Origin of the sequence: Nannocystis pusilla, from assembly GCF_020073745.1 — a bacterium.
GTDB classification, from domain to species: domain Bacteria; phylum Myxococcota_A; class Polyangia; order Nannocystales; family Nannocystaceae; genus Nannocystis; species Nannocystis radixulma.
In genome coordinates, this window is record NZ_JAIRAU010000049.1 from 58,397 (window position 1) to 74,093 (window position 15,697).

Below are 15,697 nucleotides of genomic sequence, written 5' to 3' on the forward strand. Positions count from 1 at the left end.
CGCAGCAGCTCGCCCGGGCCGTCGCGGCCCTCGCGGCAGCTCGTCCCGCCCTGCCCGCTCGGACGCCGCCCGCGCTCGCGGCAGCTCGCCCCACCCCGGCCTCCCCGCGCCGGCCCTCAGAACGACGAGCCCGGCTGCATCAGGAACTCGCACTCCTCGGCCGTGCTGTCGCGCCCGAGGATCGCGTTGCGGTGGGGGAAGCGGCCGAAGCGGGCGATGATGTCGCGGTGGCGGACCGCGTAGTCGTGCCAGAGCGGCGTCTCGTCGAGCGCGCGCATCAGCTCGACGCAGCGCTCCTGGTCGGCGAGATCCTCGCTGTGTTCGAGCGGCAGGTAGAGGAACAGCCGCTCCTCCTGGGACAGGTCGTGGTCGAGCCCGGCCTCCAGCGCGAGCTTGGCGATCTCGCGGGCCTTCGCGTCGGAGGCGAACGCCTCGGCGGTGCCGCGGAACATGTTGCGGGGGAACTGATCGAGGAGGATCACCAGAGCCAGCGCCCCGCGGGGGCTCGCGGCCCAGCCGTCGAGCGCGCCGGCCGCCGCGCGCGCGTGCAGCTCGCCGAATGTCTCGCGGATCTCGTGGTCGAGCTCGTCGGAGCGGACGAACCACTTCGGCCGGACCCGCGGCGAGAACCAGAACTCGAGGACAGCGTCGGGGGTGCTCATAAGCAGGAATTTGGGCGCTGAACGGCCGAACGGCAATGCCCCCGGCGGCCTCGGCGACGGGAGGTCGGCGCATGCCGGCCTCAGCCCGCGAACAGCAGCGCCACGCCCGTGACCGCCACCAGGGCCCCCAGGAGCCCGCGCAGACCGACCCGCTCCCCCTCGAGCCGCGTCGCCAGGGGGATGATGAAGATCGGCGAGGTGCTGAGGAGGCTGGCCGCGACCCCGGCCGACGTCCGCTGCAGCGCGAACAGGGCCAGCGACACGCCGAGAAACGGCCCCAGCATCGCCCCCACCGTCGCGTAGCCCAGCGCCCCCCGGTCGCGCAGCCCCGCCCGCAGCCGCGACGTCGTCCCCGTCGCCAGCACCAGCGCGACGAAGCAGGCCAGGCCGACGATCATCCGGATCTGCGCCCCCTGCAGCGGCTCGTAGCCGATCATCCCGCGCTTGCTCAGCACCAGCCCGACCGCCTGCCCGAGCGCGCCCCCGAGGCCGAGCAAGATCCCCCGCAGCCGCGGCGACGCCGGCCCCGGGGTCGCCCCCGCAGGTGTCCTTTCAGACAGGACCCAAGCGACACCTGCGAGCGTCGTCGCCATGCCCGCGACCGACAGCAGGCTGAGCCGCTGGTCGAGCGCCACCAGGTCGATCACCGCCGTCAGCGGCGGAGCCAGCGCCATGATCAGCAGCGTGAGGCGCGGCCCGATCTCGATGAACGCCCGGAACTGGCACAGGTCGCCGAGGAAGTAGCCGAGGAACCCCGACAGCCCGAGCCACCACCACTGCTCCGCCGTCGCATCGCTCGGCCACGGCCGCCCGCGCAGCACGAGCCCGGCGAGCGCCGCGAACACCAGCGCGAGCGCGAGACGGATGACGTTCAGCGGCAGGCTGCCGATCCGCCGCCCCGCCCGCGTGAACGCGAGCGACCCGAGGGCCCAGCACACGGCCGTTCCGAGCGCCGCGAGCTCGCCGAGGTGGTCCGTCACCGCCGCGAGTGTATGCGAGCGACGCGACCGGATGCACCGGGCGAGTCTGCCGTGCAGCGACGTCTCGCGCTCATCGCCAGCCCGGGGTCATCGTTCGATTCGTTTTGGTCGAGGGCCCGGAGCCCACTCCGTGAGCGCCTCGGTGCTTTGGGCGATAGCATAGGGAAAACCCCGACGCCAGGGAGGGCCACACTCGAGGTCCCGAGACGCAGGAAGGGGCGGCGAAAATTGGCGAACGGAAGTCGGAGGCTCCGGGCACAGACTCACCATGCTCCACCGCCTGACTTTCTGCTTCATCCTGGCGAGCACGCCGCTGGCCGGCTGCAACGCGTCCGAACACTGTATCGGCGATTGTGAGTCGCAATCCACGTCCTCCGACACCGCGGGGCCCTCGCCGTCCAGCACGTCGGGCACTGCGGCCGGCGGGACGACGTCGGCCGACGCACCGACGACGACGGCCGAGGCGCCCCCGACGGGGCACACGACCACCGCGGCCGACGACATCACGACCACCGGCGCCGAGGGGCCGGTGACGTGTCGTGACGGTATGCATTGCACCGTCAACTGCATGATCCAGGTTCCGGAACCCACCCCGCCCGAGTACCCGCTGGACGAGTGTCTCACCAGTTGCCTCGAGCAGCTGTCCAACGCTGAATTGCTCAAGCTGCACGACCTGCAGGAGTGTGCCCGGACCAAGTGCGAGGCGACGGCGGAGTGGAAGTGCCTGAACGGCACGGACGATTGCCTTGCGTGCTTCCTGCAGACCCTCGCTGGCACCATGCTCCCGGCCGGGGACGAGTGCGAGGCGCAGTCAAAGGCTTGCGATTGAGCCGCAAGCTCGTGGCTGGCGACGAGCGATTTTGTCGTCGTGTTGCTGATTGACCTGATGTTAGCGATCACGTGAAGGTGGCCAGGAGTCTCATGTCCTTCCTTCAATCGACGTGCCTCTGTGCAACCATCATTCAAGTTGATAGCGCCCTCCGGCTCGATCGCCGACACCTTCAAGAATGTAGCCCTCTACCGCGTTGGACCGACATTTTTTCCTTGCGCATGCAAATGCATAGCGCGTCGGCGCGGCTGCCGTCGCCACGTGCACTGATGTTCAGCGAATCTCGTATGTCAAATCAGTAGATTTGCGGCCGAAAAGCCTGATAGTGTCAGGCGCGATGTCGCGCCACACTACTTTCGTCCTTCTCTGCCTCGCCGGCTGCGGCGGAGCGGGGCCTGCTGATTCGACGCCCTTCGGCGGCGCCGGTGGCGAGCCCCCGGCGAGCAGCACGACGACGACCTCCTCGTCGACCTCCTCGTCGACCTCGACGACCTCGACGACCTCGTCGTCGACGGCCGGCGACCTGTCGTCCTCGACTTCCCTCGACGTCAGCACCGGCCCCCCGCAGCTCCCCGACTTCGGCGACGGCGCCCCCCTCGGTTGCAAGGGCAAGATCGACATCATCTTCGCCATCTCCACCGAGTGGTTCATGAAGGACCACCAGCCCCGGCTCATCGCCGCCTTCCCCGAGTTCACGCAGGCGCTCGAGGAGGAGCTCGGCGACTTCGACCTCCACATCCTCGTCACCGACTCCACCTACACCTGGTCGATGGACGACTGCTCGATCTGTCAGGACCCCGCCGACTGCGACCCGAACGGCGTGCCCGACCTGTGCGGCGCCACCATCGACGAGTGCGACTACACCCTGGGCTCCGGCGCGACCTTCGCCCACGAGCTCGGCTCGTCCGGTCGTCGCTGCAAGCTCGCCGGCGGCCACCGCTACATCACCAGCGAGGAGCCCGACCTCGGGGCCGCCTTCGAGTGCCTCGCCCGCGTCGGCTACGCCGGCTCCACTCCCCTGACCTTCGACGCGCTCCTCCAGATCGTCGGCCCGCCGCTGCTCGGCGAGGACATCGACCTCAACGGTCCGGGCGGTTGCAACGAGGGCTTCCTCCGCGACGACGCGCTGCTGCTGCTCGTGATCATTCAGAACCAGTACGAACAGTACTCGCTCGGCGGCCCTTACCAGTGGACAAAAGCCCTGTACGCCGCGAAGGGCGGCGACGAGGACGCAGTGTTCGCGCTCGCCATCACCGCCGACAACGACATCTCGCCCAATCTCTGCAATCCCGGCGCACCTGCCAGTGGGACCAACCGGACGCGGCTCTTCATCGAAGACTACATCAAACACGGCACGATCGAATCGATCTGCGCCCCGTCGTATGGCGCCTTTTTTAAAAACGTCGCAGCCGAACTCGCCCCTCTGTGCAATCAGTTCATCCCGAAGTGAGCCGGACGGGCCTCACGGGTGGTGCACTCTCAGCCACGGGTGAGCGCCCTGCAGCCCCGCCACCGCGCAGAATCCACGCGAATCACAGCTCGCGGCTCGCAACGACGCGCTCGGGAGCTCCAGCTTGTACAGGAAAGGATCGTCGCTCGTGCGATAGCCGACCGCGTAGGCGGTGAGGGGATCGCTGATCGCCGCCGTGAACTTCTCCTCGCGGTCACAGGCGAGCCCCTGCGTCAGCGCCTCGTCGAGCGCGTCGAGACGGCGCTTTTTCTCGCCGTTCCCCGCGAGATCCAGCCAACGCGTGGCGGACGCTCGCGCACTCTGCTCGTTCTGAATCCATCCGCCCGCGACGAGCTCCTCGCCGCAGCGCGTGACCGTCACCAGCCCGTCGTCGGTCGAATCGAGGCCGGCCGAGGTCCAGGCCGTCGTCAGTGAACCGCTGATCGAGTACTGCACCGAGAAGGCGCGCAGTCGCGTCTTGTTGTTCTCGGCTTTGACATACCGCTCGCCGACGACCATCACCGTCTTGGCCTGCTCGGACCAAACCACCCCGCGCGGGTGCTCGTCGAGGACGTTGAGGCCGTCGTCCCAGTCGTCGCCCGGCAGCGGCGCCGCCAGCGAGTCCGTCCACAGCTTCGTCCCCTCGAGGTCGAAGCTCTCGACCAGCCCGTCGTACTGCGGCGGCGCCTCGTTCACCAGCTGCTCGCCGACCACCACGACCCCGCCCGGCACGGCAGCGATCCCGCTGTACGTCTGCCCCACCGGGCCGACGACCTCCCACTCGAGCGCCCCCTGCGGTGTGAGAACCGCCACGTACGGCCGGCGCGTCAGGCCCGAGCCGAGGTTCGCGGCGATCGCCATGCGCCCGAGCTCGTCGGTCGCCAGCCCCACCGCCTGGGACGGCGGCCCCACCAGCGGCGCCTCCGTCCACTGGGAGATCGCCCACGGGTACCCGGCCTGCGGCTGACACGAGTCGGGGTCGAGCCGCCACACCGTCGCCTCGAGCGCGGGCTTCGCCAGCGCACCCGCGACCACCAGCGCCTCGTCGCCGTACTCGGCCGCCGCCAGCCAGCCCGAGCCCGCGTCCTCCTCGAACTGACACTTCTCCGTCCCCGACGCCGGCAGCGACACCCACAGCTTCGCCTCCGCCGCCGCCTCCTCTCCCTCGGCGTCGCGGGCGACGAGCACGAACGTGTACTCGCCGTCCGACGCCGACGACGTCGCCTCGAACGCCCACGCGATCGCCGGCGGTGGACCCGCCCACTTCTCCACCCCTTCGAGCTGCAGCGACAGCTCGACCACGTCCTCGCTGACCACCGCCACCGGCTGCGCCGCGCCGGCCTCGTGCAGCACCTCCGGCTCGAACGCGAAGCTCACGATTACCGGGCCCGTGTCGGGCGGACCCTCGCCCGTCGTGCTCGCCGCGCTGCCCGGCCCGAGCGTCGTCGTCGGCACCTCGCCGGTGTCCGTCTCCACCGAGTCGCCCGGGCCCGTGTGCGTGCCCGCCGTCGTCGACGAACCCCCGGCGCTGTCCGTCCCGTCCGGGTAGTGCTGCGCGCCGTCTTCCACGAGATCGCCGAGGCAGCCGGCGGCCGCGAGCAGGAGCAGGAGTGTTCTTCGGGACATGTCCTCGGCTCCGTGGATCGCCGACGCGCGGGCAAGGGAGTCGTCTCCATACTGCCTGCACTTCGAACGTCAAGGAGAGCGCCGCTCGCCTCGAGATCGCCCTCCGTTCAACGTCGTAGCAGCGCTATCGCGTTGCATCGATCGCACCGTTGCGCATGCAATTGCAGCGGCGGCGACACGGGCGCCGAACACCTTGCACTGATGTTCAGGGTCCTTGCAGCTACACCGGAGCGCTCGAGCTTGCATCTCAAACGAGTAGCCCTGGCGCCACGAAGCCTGTTAACTTCACGCGCGATGTCGCGCCACACAGGTCTCGTCCTCCTCTGCCTCGCCGGTTGCAACGCCGCGGCCTCCGCCGACGCGACGCCCTTCGGCGGCGGCGGCAGCGAGGTCGTCACGAGTCACGCGAGTCCGACGACGACATCGACGTCCTCCTCAACATCGACATCGACCTCGACGTCGACCTCCACGTCGACCGCGACCACCGACGAGTCATCGTCGTCGACCGCGCTCGACACCAGCACGAGCGCCGCGCCGATGCCCGACTTCGGCGACGTCGCTCCTCTCGGCTGCCAGGGCAAGATCGACATCATCTTCGCCATCTCGACCGAATATTTCATGAAAGACTATCAGCCGCGGCTCATCGCGGCCTTCCCCGAGTTCGCGCAGGCGCTCGAGGACGAGCTCGGCGACTTCGACCTCCACATCCTCGTCACCGACTCCTCGTTCGTGTGGGGCATGGGCGACTGCTCGCAGTGCCAGGACCCCGAGGACTGCGATCCCTTCGGCGAGCCGAACCTCTGCAACGCGAAGATCGACGAGTGTGACACGACCATGGGCTCCGGCGAGACCTTCAGCAGCGGCATCGGCTCGTCGGGCCGGCGCTGCGACCTCGCGGGCGGCCGCCGCTACATCACCAACGAGGACGAAGATCTGGTCGAGACGTTCACCTGCCTCGCTCGCGTCGGCTACGCCGTGGCCACGCCCCAGCCCTTCGACTCGATCCTCGCCGCCGTCGGCAAGCCGCTCATCGAGTCCGACATCGATCTCAACGGCCCCGGCGGCTGCAACGAGGGTTTTCTCCGGGACGACGCGCTGCTGCTGCTCGTGATCATCCAGGATTCCTACGAGTACGCCTCGCTCGGCGGCCCCTACCAGTGGCGCAAGGCCTTGTACGCCGCGAAGGGCGGCGATGAGGACGCGGTGATCGGGCTTGCCATCACCTCAGACCGGGACATCTCACCCGGCCTCTGTGCCCCCGACGAACCCGCCGGCGACGGCAACCGCATGCGGCTCTTCATGGAAGACTATCTCAAGCACGGCACGATCGAGTCGATCTGCGCTCCGTCCTACGGAAATTTTTTCCGCGCCGTCGTCAGCGAACTGGGGCCGCTGTGCGATCAGTTCATCCCGAAATGAACCTGGCGAGCGGCCGCCTCGAGTCTGGGCCTCACGGGTGATGCACTCGCACCCACGCATGCTCGCCCTGCAGCCCCGCTGCGGCACAGAACCCACGTGGATCACAGCTCGCGGCTCGCAACGCCGCGCTAGGTAGCTCCGTCTTGTACAAGAAGGGATCGTCGCTGGAGCGGTACCCGATCACGTAGGCTGTTAGCGGATCACTGATGGCCGCCGTGAACTTCTTCTCGCGGTCACAGGCGAGGCCCTGGAGCACCGCCTCGTCGAGCGCGTCGATGCGGCGCTTCTTCTCGCCATTTCCCATGAGATCCAGCCATCGCGTGGCCGGCGCTCGCGCGCTCTCCCCATTCTGAACCCATCCCCCCGCCACCAACTCCTCACCGCAACGCGTGACGGTCACCAGGCCATCGTCGGAGGAGTCGAGGCCGTGCGAGCTCCAAGCCGCAAGGAGCGCTCCGTTGAGGGAGTACTGCACGGTGAACGCGCGGAGTCGCGCCTTCTCGCCCATCTCTAGCACGTGCCGCTCGCCGACGACCATCACCGCATTGGCCTGCTCGGACCACGCCACGCCGCGCGGATGTTCGTCGAACGTGTTGAACTGATCGTTCCAGTCATCCCCCGGCAGCGGCGCCGCCAGCGTGTCCGACCACAGCTCCGTCCCCGCGAGGTCGAAGCTCGCGACCAGCCCGTCGTACTGCGGCGGCATGTCGTTCACCCGCCGCTCCCCGACCACCACGATCCGTCCGGGCGCCGCAGCGATCCCGGAGTAAGTCTCCTTCTCCGGCCCGAGGTGCTCCCACTCGAGCGCCCCCTGCGGCGAGAGCACCGCCACGTAGGGCCGGCGCGCCAGCCCCGAGCCGAGGTTCGCCGCGATCGCCATCCGGCCCAATTCATCGATCGCCAGCCCCACCGCCTGCGACGGCGGCGTCACCAGCGGCGACGCCGTCCACTGGGAGATCGCCCACGGATATCCCGCCTGCGGCTGACACGAGTTCGGGTCGAGCCGCCACAGCGTCGCCTCGAGGGCGGGCTTCGCCAGCGCGCCCGCGATCACCAGCGCCTCGCTGCCGTACTCCACGGCCGCCAACCAGCCCGAGCCTGAGTCCTCTTCGAACACGCACCTCTCGGTCCCCGACGCCGGCAGCGACACCCACAGCTTCGCCTCTGCCGTCGTCTCCTGCCCGTCGCCGTCACGCGCGGTCAGCACGAACGTGTACTCGCCGTCCGACGCCGCTGACGACGTCGCCGCGAAGCTCCACATCAGCGGAGGCGGCCCCGACCACACCTCCGTCCCGCCCTGCTCGAGCGTCAGCTCGACCACGTCCGCGCTGACCACCGCCACCGGCTGCGCCGAGCCGGCCTCGCTGAGCACCGCAGGCTCGAACAGGAAGCTGACGATCTCCGGCCCCGCGTCGGGCAGCTCCTCGCTCGTCGTGCTCGGCGGCTCGCCCGGCCCCGCGGTCGTCGTCGGCACCTCGCCCGTGACCGTCTGCACCGAGTCCCCCGACCCCGGCGTGCTCGTATCGGCCGGCGCGCCCGTCGACGTGCCCCCGCCGCTGTCCGTCGCGTCCGGATAATATTTCGACCCCTGCGCCGCCAGGTCGCCGACGCAGCCCGCGGTCACGAGCGAGAGCACAAGTGTTCTTCGGGACATGTCCTCGGCACCTCTCAGAACGCGCCGCTGAAGATGACACCGGCCGCGCCGCCGCGCATGTACGGCTGGAGACGCAGCGCTCGTCTGGCCGAGACCACCAGCGGGATGCCGACCCCGAGCGTCGCGGCGCCGGCGAGCCCCACGCCCAGCGCGACCCATCGCGCCTGTCGTGCGCGCGAGACGGCCTCGTCGAAGCGCTGCGCCTCCGAGTCGGTCCACTTGCGGTCGCCATCCTCCGCGCGGGCCACGAGGTCGCGGCCGACGCCCATCTCGTGCCCGAGCACCGCCAGTGCGCCGATGGTGACCGCGCCGAAGCCGACGCCGACGCCGACCAGCGCGCCGCCGAGGGCGAGTCGGCTCGAGTCGGAGATCTGCGCCCTGCGGGGCACGGGTGGCGTCCTCGTCACCGGCGGCGGCGGCGGCCCCCCTTCTGCCGCAGCCGACTTCGGCCCTTCAGGCGTCGTCGCGGCGGCGACTGTCTCCGGCTGCGGCGGGGGCGACGCCGGCGTCGCGTTCGGTGCGAGGTGTGATTCGCAGTCGTCCAGGGCCAGCTCGGTGCGGCGGCGCTCGAGCGCCGGCGTGCGCGGCAGGTTGGGCGCCGCGAAGTAGTCGGTGAGCAGCGCCTTGGCCTTGCAGCGGGCCGCGGGCGAGCCCTCGTCGATCCAGGCCCCCACGGCGATCGCCGCCGCGGCCCGGCGGTTCTGCGGCGCCGCGAACGCGTCGCGGGCGATCGGCTCGGCGAGCTCGGCGGCCTCGAGCGGGCGACCGGCGGCCAGCGCCCGGCAGACCGGCACTAAAACTTCGGGACAGGTCGGCTCGCCGCTCAGCGCGACGAGCAACATGTGCGTGTACATCGTCTTTTCGCTCCGTGATGCGGCCTGCCCCGTATACCAGGAACCGCGGGCCTCGTGGTACGACATGACATGGTCAAGCCGGATCCGAAGGCGCTCGTGGGCAAGACCCTGGGGGGCGTGTACCGGATCAAGCGGCACGTCGCGGCCGGCGGGTTCGCCGACCTCTACGAGGGCTGGCACGAGGAGCTCGAGACGCCGGTCGCCGTGAAGGTGCGACGCCCGGCCGACGAGGGTGCGAGCGAGCCCGGCGACGACCCCTCGCGTAACGACGATTACCTGTTCGCCCACTTCAAGACCGAGGCCATCCTCGGCTTTCGCCTGCGCGACCCTCACGTCGTGCGCGTGCTCGACTTCCGCCTCGAGGCCAAGGTCGAGTACCTCGTCATGGAGTGGCTCGAGGGCAAGAGCCTGCAGGCCCTCGCCGACGGCCGGCCGATGTACTGGCGCCGCGCCGTCGAGCTGATGGCCAAGGCCGCCGACGCGGTCGCCGGCCTGCACGCCGCCGGGTGGTTTCATCGTGACATCAAGCCCGACAACTTCATGGTCATCGGCGACGGCGAGGACGAGCGGGTCGTGCTCATCGACCTCGGCCTCGTGCGCCAGCGACCGCTCGCCGCGCCGATCGTCTCGCAGCTCGCCGAGCCCACCGCGTGGATCGCCCACACTCCGGGGTATTGCGCGCCCGAGGTCTACGCGCAGGTCGGGCAGAAGATCACGACCTCGCCGTTCACCGAGGCCTCCGAGGTGTTCGCGCTCGGCGTCACGCTTTACAAATTGATCACTGCCCGCATTCCGTGGTCCGGTCATACCCCGCAGCAACAGCAGGTCGAGATCGCCGGCGGCGCGCCGCCGCTCCCGCCGTCCGAGTTCGGGATCCGCCTGCCGCCCGAGCTCGAGCTGGTGCTGCTGCGGACGCTCGGCGTCGATCCCTCGCAGCGACCCGACTCGGCCCAGGCGTTCGCGCGCGAGCTGCGGCGCGTCCTCGCCCCGTCGAAGCCGCTGCCCGACGTCGCCACCGCTCGCCCGCCCGAGGCCGTCTCTCTGGATGGCGGCATCGACACCGCCGATGCGGACGCCCAGCCCGTCGCCGCCCCGGCGCCCGCGAATCGTCCGTGGCTGCGGCTCGCCTGGCCGCTGCTCACATTCACCGCATTGCTCGGGCTCACAGTGATCTTGTGGCCCGCGCCGGTTCCCACCCCGTCACGGATCCTCCTCGGCGACGAATCGCCGCCGGCTCCCGTCCCCGCGCCGATCGAGGTCGTCCAGCCCGAAGCGCCGCCCGCCGACGTCGGCGTCGAGCCGCCGCCGCCTCCACCCGCGCCGCGGCGACACCTCACGCTCGGCGACCGGCTGCGCCGCTGCCCGGACGCGCCCTCGGGCATGGTCCAGTTCGAGATCCGCGACCGCCGCCTCGTGAAGGTCGACCTCGAACCGCTGCAGCGCAACGACCCCTGGCACCGCTGCGCCGCGCGCATCCTGCAAGGCGAGCCGGACGGCCTGCGGCCGATGAACCTGTAGCTGACGGGAGGGGCGGGAAAGAGACGGACCACGTCACACGCTCGACCGGGCGAATGCGGCGAAGGTCCCGAGCACCACCACGCCGAAGTTCTCACCCGCATGCGCGGCAATGGACCCGGGAAGGCCCACCAGCATGAACGCCCAGGCGAAGGCCCACCCGCTCAGGAAGTAGCCAGGATGCGGCTGGGAGCCGTAGCCGAGCCAGTGGACGAGGAAAAACACCAGGCCAGACAACAACGCGGCCCAGCCCCGCGACATCTTCGAGAGCAGGATCGGGATGAGCAACGCCCGATAGGGAAGCTCCTCCGTCAGCGGCGGGAGGACGATCTTCTTGATTGACCCCAGACCCACGTCCCAGACCGACAGGGGCGGTTCAGTCCGCCCGTAGACGTAGCGATACTCATGGCGCCGGAGATGATCGACGATCTCTTCGTAGCTCATGCCTTTCGAAAGCATGGTCGCAAGCGGGCCGGCGATGTCGATGAGCGCGCCCGCGACGAAAATCGCCACGAGGAGCAGCACTTGGCCGACACGGCCGCGCAGCATCGTCCAGTCCGGCATCCGCAGCCCGAGTTCCTCCCGGGTGAAGAGCCCACCTTGGAGGGCAAGCGCCAGCCCCACAACCGCGATGGTCAGCATCGGCCCATGGATCACGACTCCCCGCAAAAGGGGATCATCCACCGGATCCAGGCCCGAGCGCCGGAGACTGAAGATGTACGCGACCTGCGCCGCGATAATCGTCAACGTGAGCCCAGCGCGCTTGGACACGCGTCGGGCTTACCGGATGATGGCCGACGTCGCAACTCACTTGTCCGGCGGGACCGTCTCGCCGCCGTCCTTCGGGGGGCAGGTGGCGAAGCACGACGCGAACAGGCAGGCCCCGACGATCACCACCATCCCGAGCAAGCCGCCACCGGCTTTCGCCGCCGCGCTCTCGGTGAGCTTCAGGCGTTCGGCGATCTCCAGCGCTTCGGCCTGCTGCCTGTCCGTCCCGTGCGGACCGAACGCCGCCACGATTTTCAACAGCTCCGGGAAATGGTCGAGGACGGCGGCCGAGACCAGCTCCAGATCCCGCTGGAGCGTCGCCTGGTCGAGGTCGGCCAGGTTGACGGCCGCGAGGTCGAGAAGGGCGTGACCCCGAGGAACGGCGAATAGAACCCGGCTCGCATCGCCGACGGCGGGCACTGTTTGAAACTCGGGCTTGATGACATAGCGCAGACTGCCCACACCGCCCTCGAAGCCCTGCGGGACGGCGGCAAAGGTGCCTGAGGTGACGACATGGGTACGCGGCGGAACCGAATGATCGACAGACATGGATTACCTCCGACAGCGTCGGTATCATGGGCCCACGCGCGAAGGGACGCGCGGCCCATGGGCCGATGTGCTGGAGGACGTGGACCTTCGCCCCCGTCGCCGCTCGGTCGCTCAGGTCTCGGGCCAGACCTCAACGTAGTAAACCACCGCGGAGACCGATGGTCAGGTGGGCGAGATCAGGGCTGCCACCGGTCGGTGTGATCGTGACCTCGACGTATTTGCCGAGCGACCTCGCCGCATTCGGGACCGGCATCGAGGCGCCAGGGACATTGGCGTCGGTAACACCTACGGCGCGTGATCGATGTTCCGCGTGACGCGAGGCGCGCGCGGAGGCATGCTCGTGCGCTCGCGTGCCCGACCTCGCCGCACTGTTCCCGCCCGACCAGGCCTCGCTGCTGGCGCTGCTGGTCGCCAGCTTCCTGGCGGCGACCTTGTTGCCGCTGGCCTCCGAGGTGTGGCTGCTGGCGTTGCTGGCCGCGCGGCCGGAGCTGTGGGAGCTCGCCTTGCTGGTGGCCACGCTCGGCAACACCGCGGGCGGCCTCACGACCTACGCGCTCGGGCGGCTCGGGCGGGTCGCCGCCGACCCGGCGCTGCTCGCCTCGCCGCGGGCCGGGTGGCTGCGGCGGCGCGGCGCTCCGGCGCTGCTGCTGGCCTGGCTGCCGGTCGTCGGCGACGCCCTGTGCCTGCTGGCCGGGTGGTTGCGGCTGCCGGTCGTGCCGGTCGCGCTGTGGCTCACGCTCGGCAAGCTGGCCCGCTACGCCGCTCTGATCTGGCTGTTCTTTCAGGTCTGAAGGGACATGCTCTGAAGAACATGCCCCGGCGAGCATGCTCTCCAAAACATGCCCGAGCGGTCAGCTGACCTTGTCGCGGCCGAGGCTGCTGTACACGTCCTCGAGGTCGGAGCGGACCTTGGCCAGCGAGATCACCTCGACGTCGGCGAGCACGAGCTCCTTGAGCAGGTGGGCCGCGCGCTCCTCGCTGCCGTGGATGCGCACGCGCAGCAGGCCGCGCTCGTCCTTCTCCGGGTCGGGCTGGGGCTCGCCCTTGTGCAGCGGCAGGATCGCCTCGACGAGGCCCTCGTGCTTGCGCAGGATCTCGATCGCGCGGGCCAGCCCGCGCGTGACCTGGACCTCGTGCAGGCGGCGGCCGACCTCGTAGCGGTTGATCACCTCGTCGACCGGGCCGTGGACCTCGAGCTTGCCCTGCTGGATGACGGCGACCGCGTCGCAGAAGCCGTCGAGCTCGCGCAGGATGTGGCTGCTGATGACGATGCCGACGCCCTCGGCGGCGACCTGGCGCAGGACCTCGCGCAGCTGGCGGCGCGCGAGCGGGTCGAGGCCGTCGGCCGGCTCGTCGAGCAAGAGGAGCTCGGGCTTGTGGACGAGGGTGCGCGCGATCGCCAGGCGCTGGCGCATGCCCTTGCTCATGTCGGAGATCCGCGCGTGCGTCTTGCTGGCGAGGTCGAACACCTGGAGGAGCTCCTCGACGCGCGACCTGGCGGCCTTGTCGTCCTGGCCGTAGCACTCGGCGAAGAAGGTCAGGTAGCCGGCGGCGGTCATGCCGGGGTAGAGCGCGGTGCCGTCGCCGAGGAAGCCGATCTTCTGGCGGATCGCGTAGCGTTCGCCCCAGGCGTCGCGGCCGTCCCACAGCACGGTGCCGCGGTCGGGCTTCTGGAGCGTGGCGAGGATCCGCAGGGTGGTGCTCTTGCCGGCGCCGTTGGGGCCGATGAGCGCCAGCACTTCGCCGGCGCGGATCTCGAGGCGGAGCTCGCGGACGGCGTCGCGGACCCCGTCGTACGAGTGATTGACGTCGACGCAGACGACGCGCTGCATGGGCGAGGACTCCCGGTGGTGGTTCGCGGTGAAGACGCGGCTCGCGCCGGCGGATGTTCCCGCGAGCGTACCAGGCAACGCCGACGCCTGCGCGGTACACTGACGGCCGATGCCGCGTCCCTCGCTCCGCACCGCGCTCCTCGGCGCCTCGCTCGCGCTCCTGTCCTGCTCGCGCCACAAGGCGAGCACCGCCGCCCCGGCGGAGGCGCAGGCGACCGGGGAGAGCCCGCTGGCGCAGGCTGCGGCCGGCCTGCCGGGCTTCGAGACCGGGGGCGCCGCGCGCGACGTGCCGCACGAGCGGTTCTACGTCGAGGTCGGCGACGCGCCGGTGCGCGGGCCCGCCGACGCGCCGGTGACGATCGTCGCGTTCTCCGACTTCGAGTGCCCGTACTGCGAGAAGGGCCACCAGAGCATGCTGGCGCTCGAGCGCGAGTTCTCCGGCCAGCTGCGCTTCGCCTACAAGGCGTTCCCGCTCGAGTTCCACGGCTACGCGCTGGTCGCCGCGCTGATGGCCCGCTCGGCGCTCGAGCAGGGCAAGTTCTGGGGCTTCTACGACCGGATCTTCGGGCAGAAGGGGCTCGACCTCGAGCGCCTGCAGCAGGCCGCGCGCGCGGCCGAGCTCGACCTCTCGAAGATCCAGGACGACCTCGAGGCGCTGCGCTGGGGCACCGCCGTGCAAAAAGACCTCCGCCAGGGCCGCCGCCTCGGCGTCACCGGCACCCCGGCGTACTTCATCAACGGGCGCCACATCAACGGCGCCAAGCCGCTCGAGCTGCTGCGCTCCGTGGTCCGCGAGGAGCTCGAGCTGGCGGCCAAGTGGCGCGAGCAGGGCGTCGCGCCCGACCGGATCTACGCCCACGCGATCGCCGACGGCTACCGCGAGGTCCAGGTGCGCAAGCCTCGGCCGGGGCTCAAGCCCGACGTCATCTACCCGGTGCCGATCGACGACTCGCCGCAGCGCGGCCCGGAGACCGCCCCCGTGACGATCGTCGAGTTCGCCGACTTCGAGTGCGGCTTCTGCGTCCGCGGCCACGACACGCTCGAGAAGCTGCGCCGCCGCTACGGCGACAAGATCCGCGTGGTCTTCAAGCACTACCCGCTGCCGTTCCACAGCCACGCGTTCCTGGCCGCGCGCGGGGCCATGGCGGCCCAGGCCCAGGGCAAGTTCTGGGAGTTCCACGACCGCCTCTACGCCGAGAAGGCGCAGTTCGACGAGGACACGCTGCTGCAGATCGCCAGGGAGCTGAAGCTCGACCTCAAGAAGTTCAAGCAGCGCCTGCACGGCGCCGAAGCCGACGCGCGGATCGTCACCGACCAGGACCTGGGCAGCACGCTCGGGGTCCGCGGCACGCCGGCGTACTTCGTCAACGGGCGCGCGGTCGACGGCGCGGTGCCCGAGCTCGAGTTCCGCCTGGTGATCCAGGAGGAGCTCGAGCGCGCGGAGGCGCTGCTGCGCCAGGGCGTGCCGCCGGCCGCGCTGTACCACCGCCTGGTCACGCCGCCCGAGGCCGCCGCCTCGCGCTGACCCGCGCGGATCCGAACCTGAGGTCGCTGGCGCC

The 15,697-nt window shown here is 70.2% G+C and carries 14 protein-coding genes; 6 read left to right on the forward strand and 8 right to left on the reverse strand.

The window, feature by feature from the left end:
* Window positions 1-116 precede the first annotated feature (116 nt).
* Together K7C98_RS36090 and K7C98_RS36095 are read right to left on the reverse strand one after the other, a co-directional pair.
* Window positions 117-662, reverse strand: coding sequence for a DUF924 family protein (locus K7C98_RS36090; protein WP_224196420.1), 546 nt, complete (start codon window positions 660-662; stop codon window positions 117-119).
* A gap of 80 nt (window positions 663-742) precedes the next feature.
* Complete coding sequence (locus K7C98_RS36095; RefSeq protein WP_224196421.1) at window positions 743-1,642, reverse strand: DMT family transporter; 900 nt, start codon at window positions 1,640-1,642, stop codon at window positions 743-745.
* Window positions 1,643-1,910: 268 nt separating this feature from the next.
* Between K7C98_RS36095 and K7C98_RS36100 the strand changes: the two genes are divergently transcribed.
* Together K7C98_RS36100 and K7C98_RS36105 are read left to right on the forward strand one after the other, a co-directional pair.
* Window positions 1,911-2,471, forward strand: a complete 561-nt coding sequence (locus tag K7C98_RS36100) for a hypothetical protein (RefSeq protein WP_224196422.1) — start codon at window positions 1,911-1,913, stop codon at window positions 2,469-2,471.
* Window positions 2,472-2,808: 337 nt separating this feature from the next.
* Complete coding sequence (locus K7C98_RS36105; RefSeq protein WP_224196423.1) at window positions 2,809-3,921, forward strand: hypothetical protein; 1,113 nt, start codon at window positions 2,809-2,811, stop codon at window positions 3,919-3,921.
* Window positions 3,922-3,933: 12 nt separating this feature from the next.
* Here the strand turns inward: K7C98_RS36105 and K7C98_RS36110 are convergent, their stop codons facing one another.
* Entirely contained in the window at window positions 3,934-5,547 is a 1,614-nt protein-coding gene (locus K7C98_RS36110; protein WP_224196424.1) for a hypothetical protein, read from the reverse strand.
* Window positions 5,548-5,748: 201 nt separating this feature from the next.
* Between K7C98_RS36110 and K7C98_RS36115 the strand changes: the two genes are divergently transcribed.
* Complete coding sequence (locus tag K7C98_RS36115; RefSeq protein ID WP_224196425.1) at window positions 5,749-6,966, forward strand: hypothetical protein; 1,218 nt, start codon at window positions 5,749-5,751, stop codon at window positions 6,964-6,966.
* A gap of 31 nt (window positions 6,967-6,997) precedes the next feature.
* Here the strand turns inward: K7C98_RS36115 and K7C98_RS36120 are convergent, their stop codons facing one another.
* Together K7C98_RS36120 and K7C98_RS36125 are read right to left on the reverse strand one after the other, a co-directional pair.
* Window positions 6,998-8,620, reverse strand: a complete 1,623-nt coding sequence (locus K7C98_RS36120) for a hypothetical protein (protein WP_224196426.1) — start codon at window positions 8,618-8,620, stop codon at window positions 6,998-7,000.
* Between the two features lie 14 nt (window positions 8,621-8,634).
* Entirely contained in the window at window positions 8,635-9,462 is an 828-nt protein-coding gene (locus K7C98_RS36125) for a hypothetical protein (RefSeq protein WP_224196427.1), read from the reverse strand.
* Between the two features lie 81 nt (window positions 9,463-9,543).
* Here K7C98_RS36125 and K7C98_RS36130 point away from each other — a divergent pair, with 81 nt between their 5' ends.
* Window positions 9,544-10,992, forward strand: a complete 1,449-nt coding sequence (locus tag K7C98_RS36130) for a serine/threonine-protein kinase (protein WP_224196428.1) — start codon at window positions 9,544-9,546, stop codon at window positions 10,990-10,992.
* A 33-nt stretch (window positions 10,993-11,025) separates the two neighbouring features.
* On the opposite strand, the gene K7C98_RS45215 is transcribed toward K7C98_RS36130, so the two are convergent.
* Together K7C98_RS45215 and K7C98_RS36140 are read right to left on the reverse strand one after the other, a co-directional pair.
* Window positions 11,026-11,760: a CPBP family intramembrane glutamic endopeptidase gene (locus tag K7C98_RS45215; protein ID WP_224196429.1), complete on the reverse strand. Its 735-nt coding sequence runs from the start codon at window positions 11,758-11,760 to the stop codon at window positions 11,026-11,028.
* A gap of 36 nt (window positions 11,761-11,796) precedes the next feature.
* Window positions 11,797-12,306, reverse strand: a complete 510-nt coding sequence (locus K7C98_RS36140; RefSeq protein ID WP_224196430.1) for a hypothetical protein — start codon at window positions 12,304-12,306, stop codon at window positions 11,797-11,799.
* A 350-nt stretch (window positions 12,307-12,656) separates the two neighbouring features.
* Between K7C98_RS36140 and K7C98_RS36145 the strand changes: the two genes are divergently transcribed.
* Window positions 12,657-13,097: a YqaA family protein gene (locus K7C98_RS36145; protein WP_224196431.1), complete on the forward strand. Its 441-nt coding sequence runs from the start codon at window positions 12,657-12,659 to the stop codon at window positions 13,095-13,097.
* 60 nt (window positions 13,098-13,157) lie between these two features.
* Here K7C98_RS36145 and K7C98_RS36150 read toward each other — a convergent pair whose 3' ends face one another.
* Window positions 13,158-14,138 (reverse strand): ABC transporter ATP-binding protein, encoded by a 981-nt coding sequence (locus K7C98_RS36150; protein ID WP_224196432.1) that lies wholly within the window; start codon window positions 14,136-14,138, stop codon window positions 13,158-13,160.
* A gap of 109 nt (window positions 14,139-14,247) precedes the next feature.
* On the opposite strand from K7C98_RS36150, the gene K7C98_RS36155 reads away from it, so the two are divergent.
* Entirely contained in the window at window positions 14,248-15,663 is a 1,416-nt protein-coding gene (locus K7C98_RS36155; protein WP_224196433.1) for a DsbA family protein, read from the forward strand.
* The last annotated feature ends 34 nt before the right edge of the window (window positions 15,664-15,697 follow it).

Coding starts and splice junctions, on each gene's coding strand:
- K7C98_RS36110 (WP_224196424.1), bottom strand. CDS start 5,547: ATGTCCCGAAGAACACTCCTGCTCCTGCTCGCGGCCGCCGGCTGCCTC.
- K7C98_RS36120 (WP_224196426.1), bottom strand. CDS start 8,620: ATGTCCCGAAGAACACTTGTGCTCTCGCTCGTGACCGCGGGCTGCGTC.
- K7C98_RS36140 (WP_224196430.1), bottom strand. CDS start 12,306: ATGTCTGTCGATCATTCGGTTCCGCCGCGTACCCATGTCGTCACCTCA.
- K7C98_RS36090 (WP_224196420.1), bottom strand. CDS start 662: ATGAGCACCCCCGACGCTGTCCTCGAGTTCTGGTTCTCGCCGCGGGTC.
- K7C98_RS36100 (WP_224196422.1), top strand. CDS start 1,911: ATGCTCCACCGCCTGACTTTCTGCTTCATCCTGGCGAGCACGCCGCTG.
- K7C98_RS36150 (WP_224196432.1), bottom strand. CDS start 14,138: ATGCAGCGCGTCGTCTGCGTCGACGTCAATCACTCGTACGACGGGGTC.
- K7C98_RS36125 (WP_224196427.1), bottom strand. CDS start 9,462: ATGTTGCTCGTCGCGCTGAGCGGCGAGCCGACCTGTCCCGAAGTTTTA.
- K7C98_RS36105 (WP_224196423.1), top strand. CDS start 2,809: ATGTCGCGCCACACTACTTTCGTCCTTCTCTGCCTCGCCGGCTGCGGC.
- K7C98_RS36115 (WP_224196425.1), top strand. CDS start 5,749: ATGTTCAGGGTCCTTGCAGCTACACCGGAGCGCTCGAGCTTGCATCTC.
- K7C98_RS36130 (WP_224196428.1), top strand. CDS start 9,544: ATGGTCAAGCCGGATCCGAAGGCGCTCGTGGGCAAGACCCTGGGGGGC.
- K7C98_RS36155 (WP_224196433.1), top strand. CDS start 14,248: ATGCCGCGTCCCTCGCTCCGCACCGCGCTCCTCGGCGCCTCGCTCGCG.